The organism is Brachybacterium sp. (genome assembly GCF_052095815.1).
In the GTDB taxonomy this organism is placed as follows: domain Bacteria; phylum Actinomycetota; class Actinomycetes; order Actinomycetales; family Dermabacteraceae; genus Brachybacterium.
This window is the reverse complement of sequence record NZ_JBQDLF010000003.1, coordinates 137,216-162,593: the sequence shown is the minus strand read 5'-3', so window position 1 is coordinate 162,593 and position 25,378 is coordinate 137,216. Positions and strand designations below refer to the sequence as shown.

Genomic DNA, 25,378 nt, shown 5'->3' with positions numbered 1-25,378 from the left:
AAGGGGTTGGCCCATTTGCCGCCGACGAAGGCGAAGTCGATGCCCTTGACGCCCTGGCCGAGCCAGAGGTTCACGAACAGGTGGCCGAAGACGAGGATCACCAGCAGCACGCCGGAGGCTCGCATGAACATCCACGAGAGCATCTCGGCGTTGATCCCGCGCTGGCCGGTGCGGCGATAGCGGGTGGTGGGATCCGGGATAGAGGTTCCGGTCTGTGCACTCATGGTCACGCTCCGAACATGTGCATGAGGTGGCGGGGGAGGAAGCCGGCCATGAGGATGGCCCAGACGATCACCACACCCCAGAACAGGCTGCGCTGGCGCTTGGTCCCCTGGGACCAGAAGTCCACCAGGATGATGCGCAGGCCGTTGAGAGCGTGGAAGAGGATCGCGCCGACGAGGCCGACCTCGCCGAGGCCGAACACCACCGTCTTGTAGTGCCCGATCACCTCGTTGTACGCCTCGGGGGAGACACGGACGAGAGCGGTGTCCAGGACGTGCACCAGCAGGAACAGGAAGATGAGCATTCCTGAGATGCGGTGGGCGACCCAGGACCACATGCCCTCGCGTCCGCGATAGAGCGTCCCGGATTGGGCTGAAGCCACGGAGATCCTCCAGAAGCGTCGGGATGAAGCCGGGAACGTTGACGAGATGCCATGGAGAGAGGCGCGTGGCGCGCCCGGGCAGAGCTCGGGCGACCTTCGCGTCCTGGGCGCCGCGCAGGCGACCATTTCACGACACGGCGACATCATCATCGCCCCCGACAGGGGCCCTGCCAGCGTAGCACCAGGCAGGGCCGCTGCTGTGCGGTGCGGCGGGTCCCGTGATGGTGGTGGGGGCTGCCCTGGTCTGGGATCGCCGGGCGGATACGCTGGCACGATGCCCCAGGCTCCTTTCGTTCCCGTGATCCCCGCCGGTGGTGCCGGCACCCGACTGTGGCCGCTCTCACGCCGCTCCCGCCCCAAGTTCCTGCTGGACCTCACCGGAGAGGGTCGCTCCCTCCTGCAGAGCACCGTGGCGCGGCTGGAGCCGCTCACCGACCAGCCGCCGATCGTGGTCACCGGGAGTGGTCACGAGGCGGCGGTGCGCGAGCAGCTGGACCAGCTCGGCATGCCGGCGGTCGTGCTGGCGGAGCCTTCACCGCGCAACTCGATGCCCGCCATCGCGCTGGCCGCAGCCCTCGTCGAGCGGGAGCAGCCGGAGGCGGTCATCGGCTCCTTCGCCGCTGATCATCTGATCGACGACCAGGAGTCGTTCGGCCGCGCCGTGGCCAGCGCCCGGGAGGCGGCAGAACTCGGATACCTGGTGACCCTCGGGATCCGTCCGACCCACCCGGCCACCGGATTCGGCTACATCGAGCAGTCCACGCCGGGACCTGCCGGTCAGGAAGACCCTGAGCTCGCGACGAGCGGCGCGCTGCCCGTCGCACGCTTCGTGGAGAAGCCGGATCGCGAGCGTGCCGAGCAGTTCCTGGCAACCGGGCGCTTCCTCTGGAACGCCGGCATGTTCGTGGTGCGCGCCTCCGTGCTGCTCGACGAGCTCGCTGCCCAGATCCCGCCGCTCGCGCGCGGGGTCCGCGAGATCGCCGCTGCGCACGGCACCGAACGGTACGACGAGGTGCTCGCACGGAACTGGCCCCGACTCACCTCGATCGCGATCGACCATGCGCTGGCCGAGCCGCTCGCCGCGGAGGGGAAGGTCGTGGTGGTGCCCACCAGCTTCGGCTGGGATGACGTCGGAGACTTCGGGGCGCTCGCCCGGCAGCTGCGCGCCAGGGACACGGACGGCTCCCGGGGAGTCGGCGGCGCCGGCCTCCGTACGGAGGACGGGAACGGGCCTCTGGACGCGAGGGATGTCCGGGTGCTGGGAAGCGCCGAGGTCGATGCCGTCTCCTCGCGGGCCACGGTGTACGGTGCCACGGATCGCCACATCGCCCTGGTCGGGCTGGACGGCATCAGCATCGTCGACACCGAGGACGCGCTGCTGGTGCTCGCCGACGCACAGGCGCAGGACCTCACCACGCTCGTCGCCCGTCTCGAAGAGCGGGGGCTGGGCCACCTGCGCTGACGTCGACCGCCCGCAACGGCCACCGCGAACGGCGCTGGACCTCGGTGAGCCTCGCCGATGGCCATCCCGAACAGACGCAGGGAGTGCACAGGTGGAGCAGTCGCAGCAGGTGCTGCTGGGGACCGCGCAGCAGCGGTCGATGCTGGGGCCGGAGGGCCTGATCGCCCGGACGGTGGCCGAGAAGTCCGCCGACCTCCGCGAGGTTCGGCGCCACCTCCACCGGAACCCCGAGCTCTCCCATCAGGAGCACGCGACCACGGACTACATCGTCGAGCAGCTCAGTGTGCTCGGCCTCTCTCCGCGACGTATGGCGCACACCGGCCTGCTCTGCGACATCCCGGGCAACGATCCCTCCCTCGGTCTGATGGCCCTGCGCGCCGACATGGATGCGCTCGGCATCCCGGAGCTGAGCACCGTCGCGTTCCGCTCCTCCGTCGACGGGGTGTCCCACGCCTGCGGGCACGACGTCCATATGAGCGCGGTGCTCGGCGCTGCGACCGCCCTGGTGCGGGTGGCAGAGGCCGGCGGCCTGCAGCGAGGGGTCAGGCTCGTCTTCCAGCCCGCCGAGGAGATGCACCCCTGCGGCGCCCTCGAGCTGATCGGCCAGAACGTGCTGGACGGCGTGGACTCGATCCTCGCCCTGCACTGCGACCCGGGCGTCGACGTCGGCCACATCGGGCTGAAGTCCGGCCCGATCACCTCCGCCACCGATCCGGTGAAGATCATGGTGCGCGGTGCCGGCGGTCATACTTCCCGGCCCCACCTCACCCAGGACCTGGTCTACGCGCTCAGCTCCATCGCCACCCAGCTGCCAGCCGCGCTCACCCGTCGCATGGATCCGCGTTCCGGCGTCAACCTCACCTGGGGCAGCATCCACGCCGGCTCCGCCTTCAATGCGATCCCCAGCAGCGGCACCCTCGAGGGGACCCTGCGCTGCCTGGACCACGACGCCTGGGACCAGGCTGAGGAGCTGCTGGAATCCGTGCTCGCGGACCTCGTGCGTCCCTGGGGCGTCGACGCCAGGGTCATGCATGATCGCGGCGTGCCGCCGGTCTCCAACAGTCCCTCCAGCGTCGAGGTGCTGGCCGCCGCGGTGCGCGGCGTGCTCGGCAGTGAGAACCTCGATCCGACCGCGCAGTCGCTGGGCGGCGAGGACTTCGCCTGGTACCTCGAGAAGGTGCCCGGCGCGCTGGCCCGGCTCGGCACCCGCACCCCGGGCGGCCGCACCTTCGACCTCCATATGGGGGACCTGATGATCGACGAGCGTGCGATCGGTATCGGCGCCTCGGTGCTCGCGGCGGCCTGCGTGCAGCGGGACCTGCTCCCCTCCTGAGGCTGACACGTTCCTGCTCTGACCTCTTTTCTTGCCTGGCCCCGGGCCTGGCCTGCCCCACTCCTGGCTTGACCTCCCTCCTGGCTTGGCCCGGCCTGGCCCGGCCCGGCCCGGGCTGGGCCGGGCTGGGCTTGTCCTGATTCCGAGCCGGACCTCGAGGGTTCGCTCTGTGTTCGCGTATACGTCACATCCGCGTCGATTTCATAACGGTTCACGGACTGGGACCGAAGCGGCCTCACACGGGTGCTCCGCGCGGATATGGTCCAGATCGCACGGCGACAGCGTTGTCGCCACGGACCCCAGGGGGCGATCCGGCCCCTCATTAGACCGAAGGAACCTTCATGAAGAGCATCACGCGTGCCCTCGCCCTGGTCGGCGCCGGCGCCCTGACCCTCGCCGCCTGCGGCACCGCCCCCGAGGAGACCGCAGGGAGCGGCGGCGGCAGCGATGCCGGCGGCGCCTCGAGCGACTACAAGGCCTGCATGGTCTCCGACGCCGGCGGCTGGGACGACAAGTCCTTCAACGAGTCCAGCTACAACGGCCTTCTCGCAGCCGAGAAGAGCCTCGGCATCGAGACGAACACCGCGGAGTCGACCACGGTCTCTGACTTCGAGCCGAACATCAACAACATGGTCACCGAGGGCTGCGACCTGATCATCACGGTCGGATTCCTGCTGGCGCCCGCCACCGGCAAGGCCGCTCAGGCGAATCCCGACACCGACTTCGCGATCGTCGACTCCACCGCGCAGGACGCGGACGGTGCGCCGATCGAGCTCGAGAACGTCAAGCCGATCGAGTTCAACACCGCTGAGGCCGCGTTCCTCGCCGGTTACCTCGCCGCAGGCACCAGCGAGACCGGCAAGGTCGCGACCTACGGCGGCGTCAACATCCCCACCGTCACCATCTTCATGGATGGCTTCGTCGACGGCGTCGCGCACTACAACGAGACCCACGGCACCGACGTCCAGGCACTCGGCTGGGACAAGGAGTCCCAGCAGGGCTCCTTCACCGGTGACTTCGACGACCAGTCCAAGGGCAAGGCCGTCTCCGACGAGTTCTACAACGCAGGCGCGGACATCGTGATGCCCGTGGCCGGCCCCGTGGGCGCCGGCACCCTCGCCGCTGCCAAGGAGAGCGAGGGCCGCATGGTGATCTGGGTCGACGCCGACGGGTACGAGACCAACTCCTCCGACCCCGATGCCCAGTCGGTCATCCTCACCTCTGTCATGAAGGAGATGACCACCGCAGCTGAGGACGTCATCACCGGTGCTGCGGGTGGCGAGTTCGACGCCACTGCGTACGTGGGCACCCTCGAGAACGGCGGCGTGGGCCTGGCACCGTTCCACGATCACGAGGACACGGTCTCCGATGAGCTCAGCGGCGAGCTGGACTCCCTGAAGCAGGAGATCATCGACGGCAACGTGGTCGTCGAGTCCAAGGCCACTCCCGCGGCGGCCTGATCCGCTGAACGCTGCGCGGTCCCCGTCCATGAGGGCGGGGACCGCGTATCGTGTCCCACCCCGCTCGGCCGGAGGACCGGTCGGCACCGATGGAAGCGAGTGCTGTGAAGCTCGAACTGCGCGGGATCACGAAGACCTTCGGGACCTTCGTGGCCAATGACGCCATCGACCTCGTCGTCGAACCCGGGGAGATCCATTCCCTGCTGGGGGAGAACGGGGCCGGCAAGTCGACCCTGATGAACGTGCTCTACGGGCTCTACCGGCCCGACGGCGGCCAGATAGTGATCGACGGGAAGCTCGTCTCCTTCTCCGACCCCGGGGACGCGATGGACGCCGGCATCGGGATGGTCCACCAGCACTTCATGCTGGTGCCGGTCTTCACCGTCGCCGAGAACATGGTGCTGGGCCACGAGCCGACCAAGGGCGGTCTGCTCGACCTCGCCGCCGCGAGGAAGCTGGTACGGGATATCTCCGCCCGCTTCGGCTTCGATCTCGATCCCGACGCGCTGGTCGAGGACCTCCCCGTCGGCGCCCAGCAGCGGGTCGAGATCATCAAGGCGCTCAGCCGCCGCGCCGAGGTGCTGGTGCTGGACGAGCCCACCGCCGTGCTCACCCCGCACGAGACCGACGAGCTGATGGCGATCATGCGTCAGCTGCGCGACGAGGGCACCTCGATCGTCTTCATCACCCACAAGCTCCGTGAGGTCAAGGCGGTCTCCGACCGCATCACTGTGATCCGTCGCGGCAAGGTGGTCGGCCAGGCGGACCCCAGCGCGGATCAGGCCGAGCTCGCCTCGCTGATGGTGGGCCGCCAGGTCTCCCTGGCACAGGAAAAGAACGAAGCCGCACCGGGAGAGGTCGCCCTCGAGGTCACCGATCTGCGGGTCACCGACGCGGCGGGGACCCGGACCCTGGACGGCGTCTCCTTCGAGGTGCGCCACGGGGAGGTGCTCGCGATCGCCGGCGTGCAGGGCAACGGCCAGACCGAGCTCACCGAGGCGCTGCTGGGGCTGCAGGACACCGTGTACGGCTCCGTGAAGCTCGAGGGCCGGGAACTGGTCGGTCGCAGCACCAAGCAGGTGCTCGACGCGGGCGTCGGCTTCGTGCCCGAGGACCGCACCCACGACGCGCTGGTCCCCGACTTCTCCGTCGCCGAGAATCTCGTGCTGGACCAGCACGACCGCCCGCCCTTCGGCAGCGCCCTCGCGATGAAGCTGCGCGCCATCAGGGACAACGCCCAACGGCTGATTCCGGAGTTCGACATCCGCACCGAGTCTCCCGTCTCCGCCGTCTCCACCCTGTCCGGCGGCAACCAGCAGAAGGTGGTCATGGCGAGGGCGCTGAATCGTGAGCTCTCCCTGCTCATCGCATCCCAGCCGACCCGCGGCGTGGATGTCGGCTCGATCGAGTTCCTGCACCGTCGCATCCTCGACGAACGAGACAAGGGGACCCCGGTGGTGATCGTCTCCACCGAGCTCGACGAGGTCACCCAGCTCGCGGACCGCATCGCCGTGATGTACCGCGGAGCCATCCTCGGGATCGTCCCCGGGGACGAGGACCGTGATGTCCTCGGACTGATGATGGCTGGCTACACCGCTGAGGCTGCCCGGGAGGCCGTCGCCTCGGGCGCCCGCACCACTGATTCCCAGCTCGCCGACGAAGGAGACATCGCGTGATGAGCGCCGTTCATCGACGTACTGCGAGGGACGAGCGCAAGGGGAGGAACCGATGAGCGCTGTGGACGCCGCCGTGACCGGTTCTGCTCCCGGCATCGGAGCCGGCAGCACCGACACCCCGCCGCCGCCGGAGCAGACCGCCGAGACCGCCCTGGCGAGAACCCTGCAGAAGATCGCCCGTGGCGACCTGCTGGTGGTCGTGATGAGCTTCGTCTTCGCCTTCCTCATCGGCTCCGTGCTGATCATCATCGCCGATCAGGAGGTCCGGCAGACCCTCGGCTACTTCTTCGCCCGGCCCGGCGACGCCCTGAGCGCGATCTGGCAGTCCGTCACCCACGCCTATGGTGCGATGTTCCGCGGAGCGATCTTCGACGCTCCCGGCTACACCAAGGCCGCAGAGCGGGTCCGTGAGGCGGGTGGTTCGGGCACCTATGTGCTGGTGCCTGCGCTCTCGGCCGGGCTGCGCCCGCTCACGGAGACTCTCACCGTCGCGACCCCGCTGATCATCGCCTCGGCGGGCATGGCCGTCAGCTTCCGTGCCGGCCTGTTCAACATCGGTGGCACCGGTCAGCTGATCGTCGGCGCCATGGCCGCCGGCTACGTGGGCTTCTCCTTCCAACTCCCCATCGGCGTGCACCTGCTGGTGTGCCTGGTGGTCGGCGCTCTCGCCGGCGGCGTATGGGGCGGGATCGCAGGTTTCCTCAAGGCCCGTTTCGGCGCGAACGAGGTCATCAGCACCATCATGCTGAACTGGATTGCGACCTATCTGCTCTTCTTCGCGCTGAAGACGGCAGCGTTCACCGGCGCGAACCAGTCCCAGCCCACGTCCCCCTCGATCGGTGAGAATGCGGTGCTGCCGCAGCTGCTGGGCTCCGGCTTCCGCCTCCACGCGGGTCTGTTCATCGCCGCCGGTGCCGCCGTGGTGCTGTGGTGGCTGATGAGCCGTTCCACGATCGGATTCCACTTCCGGGCCGTCGGCTCGAACCCACGGGCGGCGCAGGTCGCCGGCATCTCCCCGGCTCGCACTGCCTTCCTGGTGCTCGCGGTCGCCGGCGCTCTGGTGGGCCTTGCGGGGGCCGTGCACGTGCTCGGCACTGAGCAGCGGCTCACCGAGGGCGTCGCCGGCAACATCGGCTTCGATGCGATCACCGTCGCGCTGCTGGGCCGCTCGGGCCCGGTCGGTATCGTCCTGGCGGGCCTGCTCTTCGCCGCGCTGTCCACCGGAGGGCGCTTCATGGAATCCAATCAGGGTGTCCCGCTGGACCTGGTCCAGGTGATCCAGGTGCTGGTGGTGCTATTCATCGCCGCACCGCCCCTCGTGCGCACGCTCATCGGTCTGCGCCGCATCGACCATCCCGGCGCCGGTGCACGAGTTCGCAACGCGCGTCGGGCCCGGACCGGTGCGGAGATGGCCGCAGTCGCGTCCGGTGCCGCCGCTGCAGCCTCCGACGCCGCAGACTTCGCGTCCAGCACGGTCGAGACATCGACCGATCGCAGCTCCGGGGCCAGCACAGCTGATCATCCCGCCACCGCCGCCGAGACGGCATCCCCGCCCCCCGGGGCCAGCGGAGGGCCACCAGGCCGGGATCTGGCCAAGGGGACCGGCACATCCTCCGAAGGCGGGTCGTCCCCACTGGAGGAACAGTCCGAGGACGCCACCGACGCACAGGAGGAGGAACGATGAGCACCGCACCCGTGGTCATCACCGATGATTCCGCCGTTCAGCGGACCTTCGAAGACATCCGCCCCACCAGTTGGTGGCATCTGCCCGCGACCACCACGGTGATGGGCCTGATCGCACTGTTCTTCTTCGGCCTCCGGGGGATCCCCGCCGTCGAATCCGCCTACGTCCTCGCCCGTGAGAGCGACCTCAACCCGCTCGGCATCGTTCCGGATGAGGTGACCGTGCCCTCGATGGGAGCTGCGGTCGCGCTGTCCGTCATCGCGCTGCTCGCCTCCGCCGGGCTGTGGGCGCTGCAGGCCCGCAGTGCCCGGCCTTCGGCCAAGGCGCGGATCGGTCTGCTCGCCGTGTTCGCCGTGGCGTGGATCCTCGCGTTCATGACCTGGGTGATCTCGGAGCGCACCCTCGATGTGACCACCCTGCTGCAGGGCACCATCGTGCTCGCCGTCCCACTCGCGTTCGGTGCGCTCTCAGGAGTGCTCTCCGAACGCGCGGGAGTCATCAACATCGCGATCGAGGGGCAGCTGCTGTTTGGCGCCTTCGGCGCAACGCTGGTCGGCTCGCTCACCGGGAACGTCTGGATCGGGCTGCTCGCGGCACCGATCGTGGCCCTGCTCATGGGCGCGATGCTCGCCCTGTTCGCGGTCGGCTATCACGTCCAGCAGATCATCGTCGGCGTGGTGCTGAACGTGCTCGCGATCGGGATCACCTCGTTCTTCTTCGGCACCGTGATGCGCGACAACCCCGGCACGTTCAACGCCCCGATGCGGCTGCCCACGCTGCGGATCCCACTGCTGGCGGACCTCCCGGTGATCGGTCGAGCGCTGTTCGAGCAGAACATCCTGGTCTACCTCATGTGGATCATCGTCGCAGGACTCACGGTCGCACTCTTCCGCACCCGCTGGGGGCTGCGCGTGCGCGCCGTCGGCGAGCATCCGAAGGCTGCAGACACCGTCGGCATCGCCGTGAACCTCACCCGCTGGAAGAACGTGCTGCTGGGCTCCGCGGTCGCGGGCCTCGGCGGGGCGACCCTCACCATCGGCACCGGGGTCGCGTTCGGCGAGGAGATGTCCGCCGGCAAGGGCTATATCGCGCTCGCCGCGATGATCCTGGGCCGCTACCATCCCATCGGGGCGCTGCTCGCGGCGCTCACATTCGCCTTCGCGGATTCGCTCCAGCTGCGCCTGGGGACGATGTCCGCCGGAGCGGGCGGAGTCTCCATCCCGGGCGACTTCCTGCTGATGCTCCCGTACATCGTCGCGCTGTTCGCCGTGGCCGGTGTCGTGGGCAGGGTGCGGGTGCCGGCGGCCGATGGCCAGCCGTACATCAAGCAGTGAGAGCATCGGCCGCATGAGCAACAGCGAACCCGCCCAGCGCGGGATCCCCGAGCGCGACCATGCCAGCGCGGACGACGCCGAGTTCGACGAGCTGCTCGCCGTGGCCCGGGAGATCGCCGAGCGCGCCTACACCCCGTACTCCCACTTCCGGGTGGGGGCGGCCGGCCTCACCGAGGACGGCCGCCTGGTGCGCGGCTGCAACGTCGAGAACGCCGGCTACGGCGTCACCCTGTGCGCGGAGTGCGGGATGATCAGCGAGCTGATCGCCGGCGGGGGCGGACGGCTGCGCCGCTTCGTCTGCGTCGGCGGCGACGAGCAGCGCACCCGCGAGGAGCGCCAGGTGGTCATGCCCTGCGGCCGCTGCCGGCAGCTGCTCTCGGAACACGCCGCTCCCGACCTCGTGATCCTCACCCCTGAGGGACCGCGCGGGATGGACGCCGTGCTGCCCCAGGCCTTCGGACCCGCCGACCTCCTGTCCTGACCTGATCCGGCCCACCGCTGGGCGCCCCAGCACGGCTGCAGGCGCAGCGCCGCGGCCCCCGACCCGACCCGAGGAGCACCCATGATTGAGAACCCCGTGAAGAGCCCTGCACAGACCGTCGTCGAGCCCTTCGACGTGGTCGACGTGATCCACACCAAGCGAGACGGGGGCCGCCTCGACGACGGCCAGATCGACTGGGTGGTCGACGCCTACACCCGCGGTGTGGTCGCCGAGGAGCAGATGGCGGCGCTCGCGATGGCGATCTTCCTGCGCGGCATGGAGCGCGCCGAGATCGCCCGCTGGACGCACGCGATGATCTCCAGCGGTGAGCGGATGGACTTCGCCGCGCTCTCGAAGCCCACCACCGACAAGCACTCCACCGGCGGCGTGGGGGACAAGATCACCCTGCCGCTGGCGCCCCTGGTCGCCTCCTACGGCGTCGCGGTGCCGCAGCTGTCCGGTCGCGGCCTCGGCCACACCGGCGGCACCCTCGACAAGCTCGAGGCGATCCCGGGCTGGCGCGCGGACCTCAGCAACGAGCAGATGATGCGCCAGCTCGAGAGCGTGGGCGCCGTGATCTGCGCGGCCGGCTCCGGTCTCGCCCCCGCGGATAAGAAGCTCTACGCCCTGCGCGACATCACCGGCACCGTCGAGGCGATCCCGCTGATCGCCTCCTCGATCATGTCCAAGAAGATCGCCGAAGGCACCGCCGCGCTCACCCTGGACGTGAAGACCGGCGCCGGCGCGTTCATGAAGGATGAGGCAGACGCCCGTGAGCTCGCCAGCACCATGGTCGCTCTCGGCACCGACGCGGGAGTGCGCACGGTCGCCCTGCTGACGGACATGTCCGCGCCGCTGGGCCGCACCGCCGGCAACGGCCTCGAGGTGCGCGAGTCGCTCGAGGTGCTCGCCGGCGGCGGACCCGCCGACGTGGTCGAGCTGACCTGCGCCCTGGCCCGCGAGATGCTCGAGGCCGCCGGGGTGCTCGATCCCGATGTCGAGGCCGCGCTCGCCGACGGCCGCGCCATGGATTCCTGGCGCGCGATGATCTCCGCCCAGGGCGGTGACGTCGACGCCCCGCTGCCGGTCGCGAAGCATGTCGAGGAGTTCCGGGCCACCGAGGACGGCGTGGTCACCGGGCTCGATGCGATGGGTGTGGGTGTTGCGGCCTGGCGGCTCGGCGCCGGCCGTTCCCGCCCGGGCGAGGCCGTGCAGGCCGCGGCCGGGGTCGAGATCACCGCGCACATCGGTGACGAGGTGAAGGCGGGGGACGTCCTCGCCCGTCTGCACACCGACACCGCTGAGCGGATGCCCCGCGCCGTCGAGTCGATCACCGGGTCCTGGACGCTCGCCGCTCCCGGGACGTCGGTTCCGGCGCGCAGGATTGTGAAGGACCGCATCGCCTGAGGTGACGCGGCGAGGCGTGACCGGCGCCGGTGCTCCCCAAGAGCGCCGGCGTCGGCGCATGTCCGAGCCGCGAAGCGCGCGTCAGAGAGCGCGCAGGGCGGGCAGGATGTGCTCGACCATCAGCGGGGCCAGGCGCGCCCCGGTCCCCGGCTCCTCGACATCCACCCACCGGTGGTCGGCGAGTTCGGCGCGCACCGCGAGCGGCCCCGGGAGGGGCACGCGGGTGGTCCAGACGGTGGCGTGCACCATCGTGTTCGGCTCATTGGCCGCGACCGCCTCGAAATCGCCCAGCAGTGCCAGATCGGTCTCCGCGAGCTGCACGCCCAGCTCCTCATCGACCTCCCTCACCGCCGCCTCGAGTGCGGACTCTCCGACCTCGAGCTTGCCGCCGACCTGCATGTACGAGCCGGTGCCTCGTTTGCGCACCGCCAGCACCTGTGGGCCCTCCGCCCCCTCGCGCAGGAAGCAGACCGCGGTGATCCTCAGCAGATCGTGGCGCGGGGTGCTCGGATGCTGATGCTGCTCCGCCTCCGCGCAGGCGGTGAGGTGATGGAGCCAGCGGGTGCCGCGGTGGAGCCCCTCGGGGCGCATCCCCGCCGCTCTCCAGCGCGCGATGTCGGTGCTCTGCTCGCGAGCCAGCGACCAGCCGCGCCGCAGCAGTGTGTGCGGCGGCTTGCGCCGCTCCTTCAGATCCCGTGCCAGGCGCAGCGCGAACACCACCGGGGTGGGACGCTCGAGCACCAGCGCGTCGGCCAGCAGCCCCGCCGCGGACAGCGGCCCGATGAGCTCCGCGGCGAAGATGCCCTCGGCGATGATCAGCGGGGCGTCCCCGGCATCGAGCCGGCGGGTGTCCAGGCGACGCGACGCGGCGATCGAGTAGACGGGCACCTCGGTGCTCCCGTCGTGGGCGAGGGCGGTGAGCGCCTCGAGCGCGGCCCCGCCGTTCCACGACGCCGGATCATCCCAGTCCACGATCCCGTAGCGGCGCGGCAGACCAGGCTCGTCGAGGTCGTGGTAGAACTCGTCCAGCGCGAGCACCGGCAGTCCCGAGCGGCGCGAGAGCTCGCCCTTCCCGCTGCCCGAGGGGCCGGCGAGCAGGACGATGCGCCGGGGCGGGCGGGGACGAGATCCAGGAGCAGTCACAGCGCGCCAGTCTAAAGGCCGGGCCGCGCGCGCACCTCACGGGCGGTGCCCCATCGTGACCAGATCCCGGTGCGTCGGGACGCCTTGCGAAGCCGGGACCGACCAGGGCGGCGGAGAACGGGCGGGGGCCCATCGTGACCGGATCGTCGCCGTCCCGGATGCGGCGGGCAGGGGTGGTCTGCCAAGATCAGCGCATGACCAACATCGACAACCAGACCCTCGCCGGTCTCATCGACCACACTCTGCTCAAGCCCGAGGCCACGACGGAGGATGTCGCCGCGCTGCTGCGCGAGGCGGAGGAGCTGGGCACCTACTCCATCTGCGTCTCACCCTCGATGCTCCCGCTCGAGACCACCGTCAAGGTCGCCACCGTGTGCGGCTTCCCGTCGGGGCAGCACGCCCCTTCCGTGAAGGCCGCTGAGGCCGCCGACTCCGCGGCGAAGGGCGCCGACGAGGTCGACATGGTGATCAACGTCGGGCTCGCCCGGGCGGGCGAGTTCGCTGCCGTCGAGCAGGAGATCCGTGCCGTGCGCGAAGCCGCCCCGGCTCCGGTGGTGCTCAAGGTGATCATCGAGTCCGCCGCGCTCACCGATGAGCAGATCGTCGCCGTCTGCGGGGCCGCCGAGAGCGCCGGTGCCGACTTCGTGAAGACCTCCACCGGCTTCCATCCCGCCGGGGGCGCGACCGAGCACGCCGTGCAGCTCATGCGCAGCACCGTCGGCGAGAGGCTGGGGGTCAAGGCCTCCGGCGGGATCCGCACCCGTGAGGCCGCTGAGACGATGGTCGCCGCCGGCGCCAGCCGGCTGGGGCTGTCCTCCTCGAGGGCGATCCTCGAGGGCGGCGCCGGATCGGGGTACTGAGGGATGAGCGCGGCGCTCGCGACCGGCCGGAACTCGCGCCGCTGGTTCTGCGGTCTGCTCGCGGGCGCCCTGCTCCTGGCGCAGCTGGTCCTCGGGGCTGCGTCCCCGGCCGCGGCCTGCGCCTGCGGCGGCTTCGTCGACCCGGCGGACAGGCCCGACGGCGCCAACGTCATGAAGGAGACCGCGGTGCTCTCCTTGCGTGATGGCGTGGAGACGATCGTGATGGGCCTCGCGCTCGACGCCGAACGCGTCGGCTCGACATTGTTGATGCCCACTCCGTCGGTGCCCGAGGTCAGCGCCGCCCAGTCCGGGACCCTGCGGGAGATGGCGGTCGCGACCGCGCCCCGTGAGGTGATCGAGTACGACTTCTGGGGCGGGAACCCGTTCGGTGCGGGAGCGGGCGGGGGTGCGCCAGGCGAAGGCATGACCCAAGGGGTGCAGCCCACCGTCCACTCCCAGGAGCGGATCGGCAACTACGAGGTGGCGGTGCTCGGCGGGGAAGCCGACGGGGTGCGCAGCTGGCTCACGGACAACGGCTACGCCCTGTCCGAGGAGCTCTCGGCCCTGATCCACCCCTATGCTGCGGACGGATGGACCTTCACCGCCGTCCGCTACGCGGCCGACGCCGTGCTCAGCGGCGATGTGGAACCGCTGCGCTTCGACTTCGAGGCAGAGCAGCTGGTCTACCCGATGCGCTTCTCCCAAGCGGCGGAGACCTCCCAGACGGTGCACCTCTTCGTGCTCGGGGAGATGGCCATGCGCCGTGCCGACTCCTCCGCATCGCAGCAGGAGGTGAACCTGCCGTGGATCGGATCACCCACGAGCAACGGCTGGACCTGGTCCGATGCGACCCTGCGGGAACTGGTGGGGGAGGACCTCGGCGAGGTGGACCAGAACGACGAGCGGGCGGTGGAGTACCGCATGGTGACCGAGTTCGAGGTGCACGGAGAACCGGACTCCTTCACCACCGACTTCACCTTCACCGCCGATCCCGAGGCGGAGGACGTGATCCCCACCTACACCACCACGGAGGTCGTCGCTGTGATGGGCATCCCCGTCGGGTGGCTGCTGGTGCACGCCGGCGTGATCACCGCGGTCGCGCTGTTTATCGCAGTCCTCGTCGCCGTCCTCGCCGCCAGGTCTGGCCATCGCCGCCAGGTCACGCCGTAGGTCACGTGCCCGAGGGCGGGACCAGGGGCTCTGAGCCCGGGTCCCGCCCGCGGCGGCGGTCCCGGAGCCTTGAGCCCGGGCCCCGCCATGAACGCGGCGGCGGCCCGGGCTGCGGCCCGAGAGAGTCTGCCGGGTCTGCTCAGACGGCGCCGAGCACCAGGCGCAGCTCGTCCTTCAGCTGCTCCAGCCGCTCCCCGGCCCGGCGTCGGATCTCTCCGATCTCCGCAGCGGTGGCCCCGTCGGGGACGTTCGTGACCAGCTCGAGATAGCACTTGAGCTTCGGCTCGGTCCCGGAGGGTCGCACCACCACCCGGGTGTCGTCCTCGCTGAGCAGCAGCACGCCCTCCGTCGGCGGCAGGCCGGTGGACTCCAGCGACCCCTGGGAGAGGTCCTGGTTCTCGAGCACCGGTGAGCCCAGCAGCGCCGCGGGCGGAGCAGCCCGCAGCCGCTCCATCATCGCGCCGATCAGCGATAGGTCCTCGACCCGGATCGACAGCTGCGCGGTCGAATACAGGCCATGCTCTGCAGCGAGTTGGTCGAGCCGACCGACCAGTGTGGTGCCCTCGGCCTTCGCCAGCGCCGCCATCTCCGCGACCATCAGCGCCGCCGAGAGCCCGTCCTTGTCACGCACCACCTCCGGCAGCACGCAGTAGCCGATCGCCTCCTCATAGCCGTAGGCGATCCCTGGCGCCCGGGTGATCCACTTGAACCCGGTCAGCGTCGCCGCAGCCTCCAGGCCTGCCGCCTCGGCGACCCTGCCCAGCCAACGGCTCGAGACGATCGAGCGCGCCAGCACGCCGCCGTAGCCGTGCCGGCGCACCAGGTGGTCGCCCAGCAGCACCCCCAGCTCATCGCCAGTGAGCATTCGCCAGTCCTCCAGGTGCGGATCGAGCACCGCGGCGGCGCAGCGGTCGGCATCGGGATCATTGGCGATCACCACATCGGCCTCGAGGGTGCGGGCCAGCTCGAGTGCGAGATCGATCGCGCCGGGCTCCTCGGGGTTCGGGAAGGCGACGGTGGGGAAGTCGGGATCGGGATCGGCCTGCTTCGCGACCGGATGCACCTCGGTGAACCCGGTGCGATGCAGCGCCGCCAGCGCGATCTCCGTGCCCACGCCATGCATCGCCGTGTGCACGATCCGCACCTCGCGGGGCCCGCTGGTCGAGGGGAGCGCGCAGATCGCCGCGAGATAGTCCTCGCGCAGCTGCTCGCCCAGCAGCTCCCAGCCGGACTCGGCGACCGGTATCCCGGGCACGGGGCCGACGGCCGCGATGCGCGCGGCGATCTGGGCATCCGACGGCGGCACGATCTGCACGCCACGGCCGTCGGGCTCGGCGGCGCGACCCCCGAGATAGACCTTGTAGCCGTTGTCCGCCGGGGGATTGTGGGAGGCGGTGACCACGATGCCGGCGTCGGCCTCCAGATGCCGCACCGCGAAGGCCACCAGCGGGGTGGGGCCGAAGCGCTCCAGCAGCTGCACCCGGCAGCCGGCGGCGACCATGATCGCGGCGGAACGGCGTGCGAAGTTCTCGGAGTTGTGGCGGGCGTCGTAGCCGATCACCACCAGCGGCTGCGGAAGCTCGAGATCATCGAGCAGGTGGTCGGCGAGCCCGCGGGCGGCACGGGAGACCACCGCGAGGTTCATCCGGTTCGGGCCCGGCGCCATCCGCCCTCGCAGCCCGGCTGTGCCGAACTGGAGATCCCCGGCGAAGGCGTCGGCGAGCTCGTCCTGCGCCATCTCGCTGCCGGCTCCCGCCTGCTCCAGCAGGCTCGAGAGCGCTGCGCGTGTCGCGGGATCAGGATCGTCCTGGATCCACGCCTTGACCCGCAGGCGCAGGTCGGCGTCGAAGCTCATGCCGCGCCGCCGGACCCGCTCGTCGCGCCGGTCTCGCCCGCAGCGCCGGTGATGCGGCGCACCGTCTCTGCCAGCAGCTGCGAGATGCGCGGGCCGGCGTCACGGCCCGCCTCGAGCACCTCCTGGTGGCTCAGGGCCTCGCCGCTGATCCCGGCGGCGAGGTTGGTGACCAGGGAGATCCCGAGCAGATCCATCCCTGCCTCGCGCACGGCGATCGCCTCGAGCGCGGTGGACATGCCCACCAGGTTCGCGCCGATGGCCTTGGCCATCTGCACCTCCGCCGGAGTCTCGTAGCTCGGGCCGGAGAACTGCATGTACACGCCCTCAGCGAGGCTCTCGTCGACCTCGCGGGCGATCTCGCGCAGCGCCGGCGTGTAGAGGTCAGTGAGATCCACGAAGTTCGCGCCCACCAGGGGAGTGGACCCGGTGAAGTTGATCTGGTCCCGGATCAGCACCGGGGTGCCGGGAGTCCAGGAGGGATCGATGCCGCCGCAGCCGTTGGTCAGCACCATGGTGCGGGCGCCGGTCGCGGCTGCGGTGCGGACACCGTGGACCACGGCGTCCACGCCTGCGCCCTCGTAGAAGTGCGTGCGCGCTCCGAGCACCAGAGCACGGGCCCCGGTGCCCTCGACGCGCACCGAACGCAGCGTGCCGACGTGACCGGCGACCGCGGGCGGCCGGAACCCGGGAATGGTGGTGGCGTCGCCCTGCCAGACGGTCTCGCCGAGCAGATCGGCGGCCTCGGCCCAGCCGGACCCGAGCACCAGCGCGAGATCGTGGGCGGGGACCCCGCTGGCCTCGGCGATGGCAGCGGCGGCGTCGCGGGCGAGCAGATACGGATCGGATGCAGAAGCAGTCATGGACAGAAGGTAGCGCAGAGAAGCGGGTCGCGGGGCACCGCAGCCGGTCCCGGAGGCGAGACACGGTTGCGCACTGCCGTGTTCCGGTGTTCTCATGCTCGGTTGAGCTCGAACCGGCCCCTGACCGGCCCCGGCTTTGCCACAATGGCGGGGTGAGCGACCCCAGCACAGCCCTGCCTTCCGACCCTCGACGTCTTCCCCACACCGGGGGGCGGCCCCGGGTGGTGATCATCGGCGGCGGCCCCGGTGGCTACGAAGCCGCCCTCACCGCCGCCCGGCACGGGGCCGAGACCCTCCTGGTGGAGGAGCGAGGCATCGGCGGTGCCGCAGTCCTCACCGATGTGGTGCCGTCCAAGACGCTCATCGCTACCGCCGACGTCCTCGACCAGGTCGCCGGCTCCCAGCAGCTGGGCATCCGCGATGCCGACACCGGTGCCGCACCCACAGCCCACACCCTGAACGTCGACCTCGCGGCCGTCAACCGGCGCGTCCGCGATCTCGCCGCGGCCCAGTCCGCCGACATCCGCGCGAGCCTGCAGGAGGCCGGGGTGACGATCGTCGAGGGGCGCGGCCGCCTGGACGGCCCGGACCGGATCGAGGTCCTCGACCCCGCCGGGAAGCGGATCGCGCAGCACGAGGCCGAGGTGATCCTGCTGGCCGTCGGCGCCCGGCCACGAGAGCTCGACAGCGCCCCGTGCGACGGCGAACGGATCCTGAACTGGACCCAGCTGTACGAGCTGGACTGCCTGCCCGAGCACCTGATCGTGGTCGGCTCAGGGGTCACCGGCGCCGAGTTCGCCAGCGCCTATCGGGCGCTGGGCACCAAGGTCACCCTGGTCTCCTCCCGAGAGAAGGTGCTGCCCGGCAGCGACGCGGACGCCGCCGACGTGCTGGAGGGAGCCTTCGCACGTCGCGGCGTCACCGTTCGTTCCCGCTCGCGAGCCGCCACCGCGCGGCGCACGGATGACGGGGTCCTCGTCACCCTCACCTCCGGCGAGGAGATCTCTGGCAGCCATGTGCTGATGGCCCTCGGAGGGATCCCCTGGACCGCAGACCTGGGACTGTGGACGGCTGGGGTGCGGGTGAAGGACTCCGGCCACATCGAGACCGACCGCGTCTCCCGCACCTCGGTGCGGGGGATCTACGCCGCCGGGGACTGCACCGGCGTGTACCCGCTCGCCTCCGTCGCCGCGATGCAGGGCCGGATCGCGATGCATCACGCCCTGGGAGACGCGGTCTCCCCGCTGATCGCGGCCCAGGTCTCCTCGGCCATCTTCACGAGCCCCGAGATCGCGGTGGTCGGGGTCAGCGAGCAGGAGGTGCTCAGCGGAGAGACGGCCGGGGAAGTGCTGGTGCTGGGTCTGGACACCAACCCACGGGCGAAGATGCAGGGGATCACGGAGGGGTTCGTGAAGCTGATCGTGCGTCCCGGCTCCCACACCGTGGTCGGCGCGGTCGTCGTCGCGCCGCGGGCCAGCGAGCTGATCCTGCCCTACACCCTCGCCGTCGCCCACCGGCTCACCGCCGAACAGGTCGCCGGCACGTTCACCGTCTATCCCTCGCTCACCGGCTCCCTGGCCGAGGTGGCCCGGCAGCGGCTGCTCGACGCCGAGGGCTGAACTGCCCCCGAGTCAGCCGGGGCCTGAGCTGCCCCAGAGTCACGAGCGCCCTGCTTCCACCGACGGAAGCAGGGCGCTCATGACTCGCGGGCAGCGGTGGACTGCGCGGGGTGGGGGTGTCAGTCGTCGATCTGGCAGAGCACGGCGCCTGCCGAGACCGTGGCGCCGATCTCCGCATTCAGACCCTTGACGACGCCGGAGCGGTGCGCGGAGATGGGCTGCTCCATCTTCATGGCCTCGAGCACCACGAGCAGATCGCCGTCGGAGACCGTCTGCCCCTCCTCGGCGACGACCTTCACGATCGTCCCCTGCATCGGCGCGGAGACGCTGTTGCCGCTGGCAGCGGTGCCGTCACCGGAAGCCCGGTGCTGACGCTTGCGACGCTGGCGCACCGCTGCCTGCGGTGCACGCAGCGAAGCGGGAAGGCTGATTTCGACCCGGCGCCCGTCGACCTCGACCACCACGGCCTCGCGATCCTCCGCCTCCTCAGGCTGAGTGGGCAGCGGTGCGGCCGGCAGATCGTTGTCGAAGGCGGACTCGATCCAGGTGGTGTGCACGGTGAAGGCCTGCTCGGGATCCTCGGGAGCGAAGGCCGGGTCCTCGACCACCTTGCGGTGGAAGGGGAGGACCGTCGGAATCCCTTCGATCGTGAACTCCGCGAGCGCGCGGCGGGAGCGCTCGAGCGCCTCCTGGCGGGTGGCTCCGGTGACGATGAGCTTGGCCAGCATCGAGTCGAAGGCACCGGAGACCTCGTCCCCGGTACGGACCCCCGTCTCGACCCGGACGCCCGGGCCCGAGGGCGCGTCGAAGCGCTGGATCCTGCCGGGAGCCGGCATGAAGCCGCGGCCCGGGTCCTCGCCGTTGATCCGGAACTCGAAGGAGTGCCCGCGCACCACAGGATCCTGGTCGCTGATGCGCTCGCCCGCGGCGATGCGCAGCTGCTCGCGCACCAGATCCACGCCTGCGATCTCCTCGGTCACCGGATGCTCGACCTGGAGCCGGGTGTTGACCTCGAGGAAGGAGATGGTGCCGTCCTTGCCGACCAGGAACTCGCAGGTGCCGGCACCGACATAGCCCGCCTCCCGCATGATCGCCTTCGAGGAGGAGATCAGCTGGGCATTCTGCTGGTCGCTGAGGAACGGCGCAGGTGCTTCCTCGACCAGCTTCTGGTGGCGGCGCTGCAGCGAGCAGTCACGGGTGGAGACCACCTGGACGTTGCCGTGCATGTCCGCCAGGCACTGGGTCTCGACGTGGCGGGGGGAGTCCAGGAAGCGCTCGACGAAGCACTCCCCGCGGCCGAAGGCGGAGACGGCCTCACGCACTGCCGAGTCGAACAGCTCGCGCACCTCGGACTCCTCGCGCGCCACCTTCAGCCCGCGCCCGCCGCCGCCGAATGCTGCTTTGATCGCGATCGGCAGGCCGTGCTCGCGGGCGAAGTCGACGACTTCGTCGGAGTTCTGCACCGGGTCCTTGGTACCGGCGACCAGCGGAGCCCCGGCCTTCTGCGCGATGTGCCGGGCGGAGACCTTGTCGCCGAGCTTCTCGATGGCGGAGGGGGGCGGGCCGATCCAGGTCAGCCCGGCGTCGATCACCGCCTGCGCGAAATCGGCGCGCTCGGAGAGGAAGCCGTAGCCGGGATGGACCGCGTCGGCGCCGGAGCGCTTCGCGATGTCCAGGATCTTGTCGACGACCAGGTAGGAGCTGGCGGCGGTGCTGCCGCCCAGCGCGTAGGCCTCGTCAGCGATCTGCGTGTGCAGAGCGTCACGGTCGGGATCGGCGTAGACGGCGACGGAGCGGAGCCCGGCGTCCCGGCAGGCCCGTGCGACCCGCACCGCGATCTCTCCACGGTTGGCGATGAGCACCGTGGACAGGGGGCGGGGCTTGGAGGAGCGTGCGGGCATTGGGGAGGGTTCCTTCCGGGAGTCAGCAGTGGCCGAGTCTAGTACCGCGGGCGTTCAGACGGCGCCAGGGCCCGCAGGGCCGCCGACGGAGATCTCGCCCCACAGCTGGTGCACGCCCAGGCCGATCTCGTCCAGCATCCTGCGCAGCAGCGGCAGGGAGAGGCCGACGACGGCGTGCGGGTCGCCGTCGACGCGCTCGATGAAGGGGCCTCCCACACCGTCGAGGGTGAAGCCGCCGGCCACCCCGAGCGGCTCACCGGTGGCGATGTAGGCGTCGATCTCCTCGTCGCTGAGCGCGGCGAAGCTGATCTGGCAGCTCGCCGTCGCGCCGAAGGTCGCGCCGGTGCCGCCGTCCTCCTCGTCGCGGTCGTCGACCATCCAATGCCCGGAGTGGAGCACCGCGGAGCGCCCGCGCATGGCCTGCCAGCGCTCCCGCGCGCGCTCCGCGGTCAACGGCTTGCCGATCACCTCGCCGTCCAGCTCGAGCATCGAGTCGCAGCCCAGCACCACATAGCCGCCCTCGCTGCGGGCGGTTGCCGCGAGGGCCTTCTCCCGAGCCAGCAGCAGCACCTCCTCCTCCGCGGTGAGCTGATCCTCCGGATCGCCGGATGCGGCAGCCCGTTCGCGAGCGCCGGCGAGGATCGCCTCCTCATCGAGGTCGACCGGCATCGCAGTGTGCTCGATGCGGGCGGCGCGGAGGGTGGCGCGCCGTCCCGCCGAGGCGGAGGCGAGCAGCAGCAGCGGATCGTGATCGGACGGCGAGAGCACGTCGTTCTCGGGCTGGGGATCGGAGTGGGTCATCGCAGGGCCTCCTCGAGGACGGACAGGGGCAGGCTGCCCAGCTGCAGGGCACGTCGGTGGAAATCTCGGGCGGGCTCGCTCGTCGCGGCCCGCAGCTGCTCCCAGACCCGTTGCCCGATCTTGTAGGAGGGGGCCTGACCGGGCCATCCCAGGTAGCGGTTGAGCTCGAAGCGCTGCTCGGCCTCGGTCACGCCCCAGTGGGCGCTTATGAAGTCCCAGGCCTTCTCGAAGCTCCAGGCACCTCCCGCGGAGCCGGCGAGCCCGTCCGGCATCGACAGCCCGCAGTGCAGGCCGATGTCCAGCACCACCCGGCCTGCGCGCAGGCGCTGTGCATCGAGCATCCCCAGCCGGTCGCCGTCATCGGAGAGATGGCCGAGCTGGTCCATCAGCCGCTCCGCATAGAGGGCCCAGCCCTCGCCGTGGCCGGAGACCCAGCACATCATCGCGCGCCAGCGGTTCAGCGTGCTCGCCTGGAGGGTCTGTGTGCCGACCTGCAGGTGATGCCCGGGGACCCCCTCGTGGTAGACGGTCGTGGTCTCCAGCCAGGTGTGGAACTCGGTGGTTCCGGTCGGGACGTCCCACCACATTCGGCCGGGGCGGGTGAGGTCCTCGCTGGGGCCGGTGTAGTAGATGCCGCCGGAGCCGGTGCGGGCGATTCTGCATTCGAGCCGGCGCAGGGGCTCAGGGATGTCGAAGTGGGTACCGGCGAGGTCCTCGATCGCGCGGTCGCTGAGGTCCTGCATCCAGCTGCGCAGCTCCTCGGTGCCGTGGAGGATCCGGCTCGGGTCGGCGTTCAGAGCGGCTTTGGCCGCGGCCACTGAGCGACCTCCGCCGGTGCCGGCACGGGCGTTGATGCGCTCGGCGACCTCCTCCTGTTCGGCGACCACGGAGCGCAGCTCCTCGATGCCCCAGGCGTAGGTCTCGTCGATGTCGATGTCGGTCCCCAGGAAGGTACGGGAGGCCAGGGCGTAGGCGTCTCGCCCGACGGCGTCGCGCTCGGGGGCGCGCGGGGCGAGCGCCTCCAGCTGGTCCGCGAGGTCGAGATAGCCGCGGGCGGCGGTGCCCGCCGCCTCCGCGACCCGTGCGCGCTGGGTGTCGTCGCCCACGGCATCCCGGGCGAAGCCGGCGAAGAAGCCGTCCTCGGCGGCGTAGCCGCGCGCCTGCTCCGCTCCGAGCAGGAGCTGGCGGCGGGAGGAGACGACGCCGTGGCTCGCGGCCTCCTGCAGCGACTGGACCCAGGTGCTCAGCGTGTGCGGCATCGCCTGCATGCGCTGGGCGATGTCATGCCAGTCGGCGGCAGTCTCGGTGGGCATCTGATCGAGCACATCGCGGGACTGCAGCGGGGAGGCGAGGTTGTTGACGGCCGAGATGTCCAGCCGCTGCTCGGCGCGCTCGATCTCGAGGCCCAGCCGCTCGTTGAGTGCGGCGCGGGTGACGGTGTCCACCGCGTCCTGGTCGGGGATCTCCGCGACTCGCGATAACAGGGTCCGCGCGGCCTCCGTGCGCTCATCGACAGCGGCCGGGGAGTAGTCGGTGACCTCGGTGTCGTACCCGGAGATGCCGAGCGAGGTGGCGAGGAAAGGGTCCAGACGGGCGCTCAGCTCGACGTACTCGTCGGCCAGTCGGTCCAGGGCGGAGGCAGTGCGCACGGGGGCGGCGGAAGCAGGCTCAGGCATGCGCCGCAGTCTAGTGCGGAGCGCGACCGGTTCAGCCGGTTCAGCGATCCGAGAACTGCCAGGCTGCGGGGGAGGGCAGACCCCTCAGACCGTGGGCACGGGGATGGCCGTGCACGGGGTCGGCCCACGCGCCGGCGCCCGCGCCCTGGCCTTCGGCGAGGGTGCGCTCCTCAGCCTCCAGGCGGCTGGTGACGCTCATTGCGGAGATCACCACCGCGATCGCGGCGAGCTCGTCGTCGCGTAGGTATCCCTGCACGAGTCGGACATCCGAGGGACGCACCGGGCTGGTGCCGGGGGGGCCTCCCTGCTGGTTGCCGGCAGGGTCCGTCGTGGTCTGCGGGGCTGTCACAGCGGGATGTTCCCGTGCTTCTTGGTGGGCAGGGTGTCCCGCTTGGTGCGCAGCGCGCGCAGCGCCCGGGCCACCTCCAGCCGGGTGTCGGCGGGACGGATCACGCCGTCGATCCAGCCGCGCTCGGCGGCGGTGTACGGGTTGGCGAACTGCTCGTCGTACTCGGCCTCGAAGCGCTTACGCTCGGACTCGACGTCCCCGCCCTGCTCGGCCACCTGGCGCAGATCGCCCCGGTGGAGGATGTTCACCGCGCCCTGGGAGCCCATCACAGCGATCTGTGCGGTGGGCCAGGCGAGGTTGATGTCCGCGCCGAGCTCCTTCGAACCCATCACGATGTACGCGCCGCCGTAGGCCTTGCGGGTGATCACGGTGATCAGCGGGACCGTCGCCTCGGCATAGGCGTACAGCAGCTTCGCGCCGCGGCGGATGATCCCGCCGTACTCCTGATCGGTGCCGGGGAGGAACCCGGGCACGTCCACGAAGGTCAGCACCGGGATGTTGTTCGCATCGCACAGCCGCACGAAGCGCGCCGCCTTCTCGGAGGCGTCGATGTCCAGGGTGCCTGCCAGGTGCGAGGGCTGGTTGGCGATGATGCCCACGCTGTGTCCCTCGACGCGGCCGAAGCCCACCAGGATGTTGCGAGCGAACAGCGGCTGGACCTCGAGGAACTCCTCGTCGTCGAGCACTGCCCGCAGCACCGTGAGCATGTCGTACGGCTGGTTCGGCGAATCCGGCACCAGGGCGTCCAGGGCGGTGTCCGCCGGGGTGTGGTCCTGCTCGAAGCGCACCGGGAAGGAGGGAGCGGGGCTCAGTGTGTTGGCCGGGAGGTAGCTGAGCAGGTCCTTGACGTACTCGATGGCCTCGGCCTCGTCGGGCGCCATGTAGTGGGCGACTCCCGAGCGGGAGGAGTGGGTGCGCGCGCCGCCGAGCTCCTCGAAGCCGACGTCCTCCCCGGTGACCGTGCGGATCACGTCGGGGCCGGTGATGAACATGTGGGAGGTCTTCTCGACCATCACGATGATGTCCGTCAGCGCCGGGGAGTACACGGCGCCGCCGGCGGCCGGGCCCATGATCAGCGAGATCTGAGGGATCACTCCGGAGGCGCGGGTGTTGCGCTTGAAGATCCCGGCGAACATCGCGAGCGAGGCCACACCCTCCTGGATGCGGGCGCCGCCGCCGTCGAGGATGCCGATGATCGGCACGCCGGTGCTCAGCGCGAGGTCCTGGATCTTCTGGATCTTGCGACCATGGGCCTCGCCGAGGGAGCCACCGAAGACGGTGAAGTCCTGTGAGTACACGCACACCTGGCGGCCATCGATCGTGCCGTAGCCCGTGACGATGCCGTCCCCGGCAGGTCGCTTGGCATCGATCCCGAAGCTGCGGGCCTGATGGCGCACGAAGCGGTCAGTCTCCACGAAGGAGCCGTCATCCAGCAGGTCTGAGATCCGTTCCCGGGCGGTCTTCTTGCCCCGGGCATGCTGCTTCTGGACCGCGAGCTCATCGGCGGCGGAGACCGCAGCGGCGTCACGCTCGCGCAGGTCCTCGAGTCGCTGGGCGGTGGTGAGCGGCCGCGGAGCGTCGGTCACGGAGCCTCCTGCTGCGGCCTGCAAGGCCGCGTAGTGATCCGGCGGATGGACATCGGGATACTACGCTACGGAGGTCCGACGGCGGTCGCTCACGCCTGCAGACGGCACCTGCGTGCG

Annotated in this window: 20 protein-coding genes and 1 pseudogene; 11 read left to right on the top strand and 10 right to left on the bottom strand. The window is 70.7% G+C overall.

Annotation, left to right across the window (positions count from 1 at the left end):
* Both ACTH43_RS02490 and sdhC read right to left on the bottom strand, forming a co-directional pair.
* Positions 1-224: pseudogene (locus tag ACTH43_RS02490) on the bottom strand (succinate dehydrogenase); the annotation flags it as partial.
* A 2-nt stretch (positions 225-226) separates the two neighbouring features.
* Positions 227-604 carry a succinate dehydrogenase, cytochrome b556 subunit gene (gene sdhC / locus ACTH43_RS02485; protein ID WP_441443343.1) on the bottom strand — a complete coding sequence of 126 codons (378 nt, stop codon included), beginning with the start codon at positions 602-604 and terminating at the stop codon, positions 227-229.
* A 274-nt stretch (positions 605-878) separates the two neighbouring features.
* On the opposite strand from sdhC, the gene ACTH43_RS02480 reads away from it, so the two are divergent.
* The 8 genes from ACTH43_RS02480 (at position 879) to ACTH43_RS02445 (ending at position 11,441) form a co-directional block, all read left to right on the top strand.
* Positions 879-2,066, top strand: a complete 1,188-nt coding sequence (locus ACTH43_RS02480) for a mannose-1-phosphate guanylyltransferase (RefSeq protein ID WP_441443342.1) — start codon at positions 879-881, stop codon at positions 2,064-2,066.
* 91 nt (positions 2,067-2,157) lie between these two features.
* Positions 2,158-3,399, top strand: a complete 1,242-nt coding sequence (locus tag ACTH43_RS02475; protein WP_441443341.1) for a M20 family metallopeptidase — start codon at positions 2,158-2,160, stop codon at positions 3,397-3,399.
* Positions 3,400-3,740: 341 nt separating this feature from the next.
* Positions 3,741-4,859 (top strand): BMP family lipoprotein, encoded by a 1,119-nt coding sequence (locus tag ACTH43_RS02470; RefSeq protein ID WP_441443340.1) that lies wholly within the window; start codon positions 3,741-3,743, stop codon positions 4,857-4,859.
* A 104-nt stretch (positions 4,860-4,963) separates the two neighbouring features.
* Positions 4,964-6,535, top strand: a complete 1,572-nt coding sequence (locus tag ACTH43_RS02465) for an ABC transporter ATP-binding protein (RefSeq protein WP_441443345.1) — start codon at positions 4,964-4,966, stop codon at positions 6,533-6,535.
* Between the two features lie 52 nt (positions 6,536-6,587).
* Positions 6,588-8,219, top strand: coding sequence for an ABC transporter permease (locus tag ACTH43_RS02460; protein ID WP_441443339.1), 1,632 nt, complete (start codon positions 6,588-6,590; stop codon positions 8,217-8,219).
* Positions 8,216-9,553: an ABC transporter permease gene (locus tag ACTH43_RS02455; RefSeq protein WP_441443338.1), complete on the top strand. Its 1,338-nt coding sequence runs from the start codon at positions 8,216-8,218 to the stop codon at positions 9,551-9,553. The genes ACTH43_RS02460 and ACTH43_RS02455 overlap by 4 nt, the downstream gene beginning before the upstream one ends.
* 13 nt (positions 9,554-9,566) lie before the next feature.
* Entirely contained in the window at positions 9,567-10,034 is a 468-nt protein-coding gene (locus ACTH43_RS02450) for a cytidine deaminase (RefSeq protein WP_441443337.1), read from the top strand.
* An 81-nt stretch (positions 10,035-10,115) separates the two neighbouring features.
* Positions 10,116-11,441 carry a thymidine phosphorylase gene (locus ACTH43_RS02445; protein ID WP_441443336.1) on the top strand — a complete coding sequence of 442 codons (1,326 nt, stop codon included), beginning with the start codon at positions 10,116-10,118 and terminating at the stop codon, positions 11,439-11,441.
* Between the two features lie 81 nt (positions 11,442-11,522).
* Here the strand turns inward: ACTH43_RS02445 and ACTH43_RS02440 are convergent, their stop codons facing one another.
* Positions 11,523-12,584, bottom strand: a complete 1,062-nt coding sequence (locus ACTH43_RS02440) for an NUDIX domain-containing protein (protein WP_441443335.1) — start codon at positions 12,582-12,584, stop codon at positions 11,523-11,525.
* 194 nt (positions 12,585-12,778) lie between these two features.
* Between ACTH43_RS02440 and deoC the strand changes: the two genes are divergently transcribed.
* Positions 12,779-13,444, top strand: a complete 666-nt coding sequence (gene deoC / locus ACTH43_RS02435; RefSeq protein WP_441443334.1) for a deoxyribose-phosphate aldolase — start codon at positions 12,779-12,781, stop codon at positions 13,442-13,444.
* 3 nt (positions 13,445-13,447) lie between these two features.
* The gene (locus ACTH43_RS02430; RefSeq protein ID WP_441443333.1) at positions 13,448-14,614 is read left to right on the top strand and encodes a DUF2330 domain-containing protein; all 1,167 of its coding nucleotides are present in this window, start codon (positions 13,448-13,450) and stop codon (positions 14,612-14,614) included.
* A gap of 139 nt (positions 14,615-14,753) precedes the next feature.
* Here the strand turns inward: ACTH43_RS02430 and ACTH43_RS02425 are convergent, their stop codons facing one another.
* Together ACTH43_RS02425 and ACTH43_RS02420 are read right to left on the bottom strand one after the other, a co-directional pair.
* Positions 14,754-16,469 (bottom strand): phospho-sugar mutase, encoded by a 1,716-nt coding sequence (locus tag ACTH43_RS02425; RefSeq protein WP_441443332.1) that lies wholly within the window; start codon positions 16,467-16,469, stop codon positions 14,754-14,756.
* Entirely contained in the window at positions 16,466-17,329 is an 864-nt protein-coding gene (locus ACTH43_RS02420) for a purine-nucleoside phosphorylase (RefSeq protein ID WP_441443331.1), read from the bottom strand. Before ACTH43_RS02420 ends, ACTH43_RS02425 begins: the two co-directional genes overlap by 4 nt.
* Positions 17,330-17,481: 152 nt before the next feature.
* On the opposite strand from ACTH43_RS02420, the gene ACTH43_RS02415 reads away from it, so the two are divergent.
* On the top strand, positions 17,482-18,948 hold the full coding sequence (locus ACTH43_RS02415) for an NAD(P)H-quinone dehydrogenase (protein WP_441443330.1): 1,467 nt from the start codon (positions 17,482-17,484) through the stop codon (positions 18,946-18,948).
* Between the two features lie 119 nt (positions 18,949-19,067).
* Here the strand turns inward: ACTH43_RS02415 and ACTH43_RS02410 are convergent, their stop codons facing one another.
* The 5 genes from ACTH43_RS02410 to ACTH43_RS02390 are packed head-to-tail and all read right to left on the bottom strand — an operon-like array spanning position 19,068 to position 25,261.
* Entirely contained in the window at positions 19,068-20,849 is a 1,782-nt protein-coding gene (locus ACTH43_RS02410; RefSeq protein ID WP_441443329.1) for an acetyl/propionyl/methylcrotonyl-CoA carboxylase subunit alpha, read from the bottom strand.
* 54 nt (positions 20,850-20,903) lie between these two features.
* The gene (locus ACTH43_RS02405; protein ID WP_441443328.1) at positions 20,904-21,650 is read right to left on the bottom strand and encodes a Maf family protein; all 747 of its coding nucleotides are present in this window, start codon (positions 21,648-21,650) and stop codon (positions 20,904-20,906) included.
* Positions 21,647-23,326 carry a DUF885 domain-containing protein gene (locus ACTH43_RS02400; protein WP_441443327.1) on the bottom strand — a complete coding sequence of 560 codons (1,680 nt, stop codon included), beginning with the start codon at positions 23,324-23,326 and terminating at the stop codon, positions 21,647-21,649. Before ACTH43_RS02400 ends, ACTH43_RS02405 begins: the two co-directional genes overlap by 4 nt.
* A gap of 40 nt (positions 23,327-23,366) precedes the next feature.
* Positions 23,367-23,675, bottom strand: coding sequence for a hypothetical protein (locus ACTH43_RS02395; protein ID WP_441443326.1), 309 nt, complete (start codon positions 23,673-23,675; stop codon positions 23,367-23,369).
* Positions 23,672-25,261: an acyl-CoA carboxylase subunit beta gene (locus ACTH43_RS02390; RefSeq protein ID WP_441443325.1), complete on the bottom strand. Its 1,590-nt coding sequence runs from the start codon at positions 25,259-25,261 to the stop codon at positions 23,672-23,674. The genes ACTH43_RS02395 and ACTH43_RS02390 overlap by 4 nt, the downstream gene beginning before the upstream one ends.
* Between the last annotated feature and the right edge of the window lie 117 nt (positions 25,262-25,378).

Bases quoted from the DNA above. Each gene is read 5' to 3' on its own strand.
- ACTH43_RS02480 (WP_441443342.1), top strand. From the start codon at position 879: ATGCCCCAGGCTCCTTTCGTTCCCGTGATCCCCGCCGGTGGTGCCGGC.
- ACTH43_RS02470 (WP_441443340.1), top strand. From the start codon at position 3,741: ATGAAGAGCATCACGCGTGCCCTCGCCCTGGTCGGCGCCGGCGCCCTG.
- ACTH43_RS02460 (WP_441443339.1), top strand. From the start codon at position 6,588: ATGAGCGCTGTGGACGCCGCCGTGACCGGTTCTGCTCCCGGCATCGGA.
- ACTH43_RS02455 (WP_441443338.1), top strand. From the start codon at position 8,216: ATGAGCACCGCACCCGTGGTCATCACCGATGATTCCGCCGTTCAGCGG.
- ACTH43_RS02450 (WP_441443337.1), top strand. From the start codon at position 9,567: ATGAGCAACAGCGAACCCGCCCAGCGCGGGATCCCCGAGCGCGACCAT.
- ACTH43_RS02445 (WP_441443336.1), top strand. From the start codon at position 10,116: ATGATTGAGAACCCCGTGAAGAGCCCTGCACAGACCGTCGTCGAGCCC.
- deoC (WP_441443334.1), top strand. From the start codon at position 12,779: ATGACCAACATCGACAACCAGACCCTCGCCGGTCTCATCGACCACACT.
- ACTH43_RS02430 (WP_441443333.1), top strand. From the start codon at position 13,448: ATGAGCGCGGCGCTCGCGACCGGCCGGAACTCGCGCCGCTGGTTCTGC.
- ACTH43_RS02425 (WP_441443332.1), bottom strand. From the start codon at position 16,469: ATGAGCTTCGACGCCGACCTGCGCCTGCGGGTCAAGGCGTGGATCCAG.
- ACTH43_RS02420 (WP_441443331.1), bottom strand. From the start codon at position 17,329: ATGACTGCTTCTGCATCCGATCCGTATCTGCTCGCCCGCGACGCCGCC.
- ACTH43_RS02410 (WP_441443329.1), bottom strand. From the start codon at position 20,849: ATGCCCGCACGCTCCTCCAAGCCCCGCCCCCTGTCCACGGTGCTCATC.
- ACTH43_RS02405 (WP_441443328.1), bottom strand. From the start codon at position 21,650: ATGACCCACTCCGATCCCCAGCCCGAGAACGACGTGCTCTCGCCGTCC.
- ACTH43_RS02400 (WP_441443327.1), bottom strand. From the start codon at position 23,326: ATGCCTGAGCCTGCTTCCGCCGCCCCCGTGCGCACTGCCTCCGCCCTG.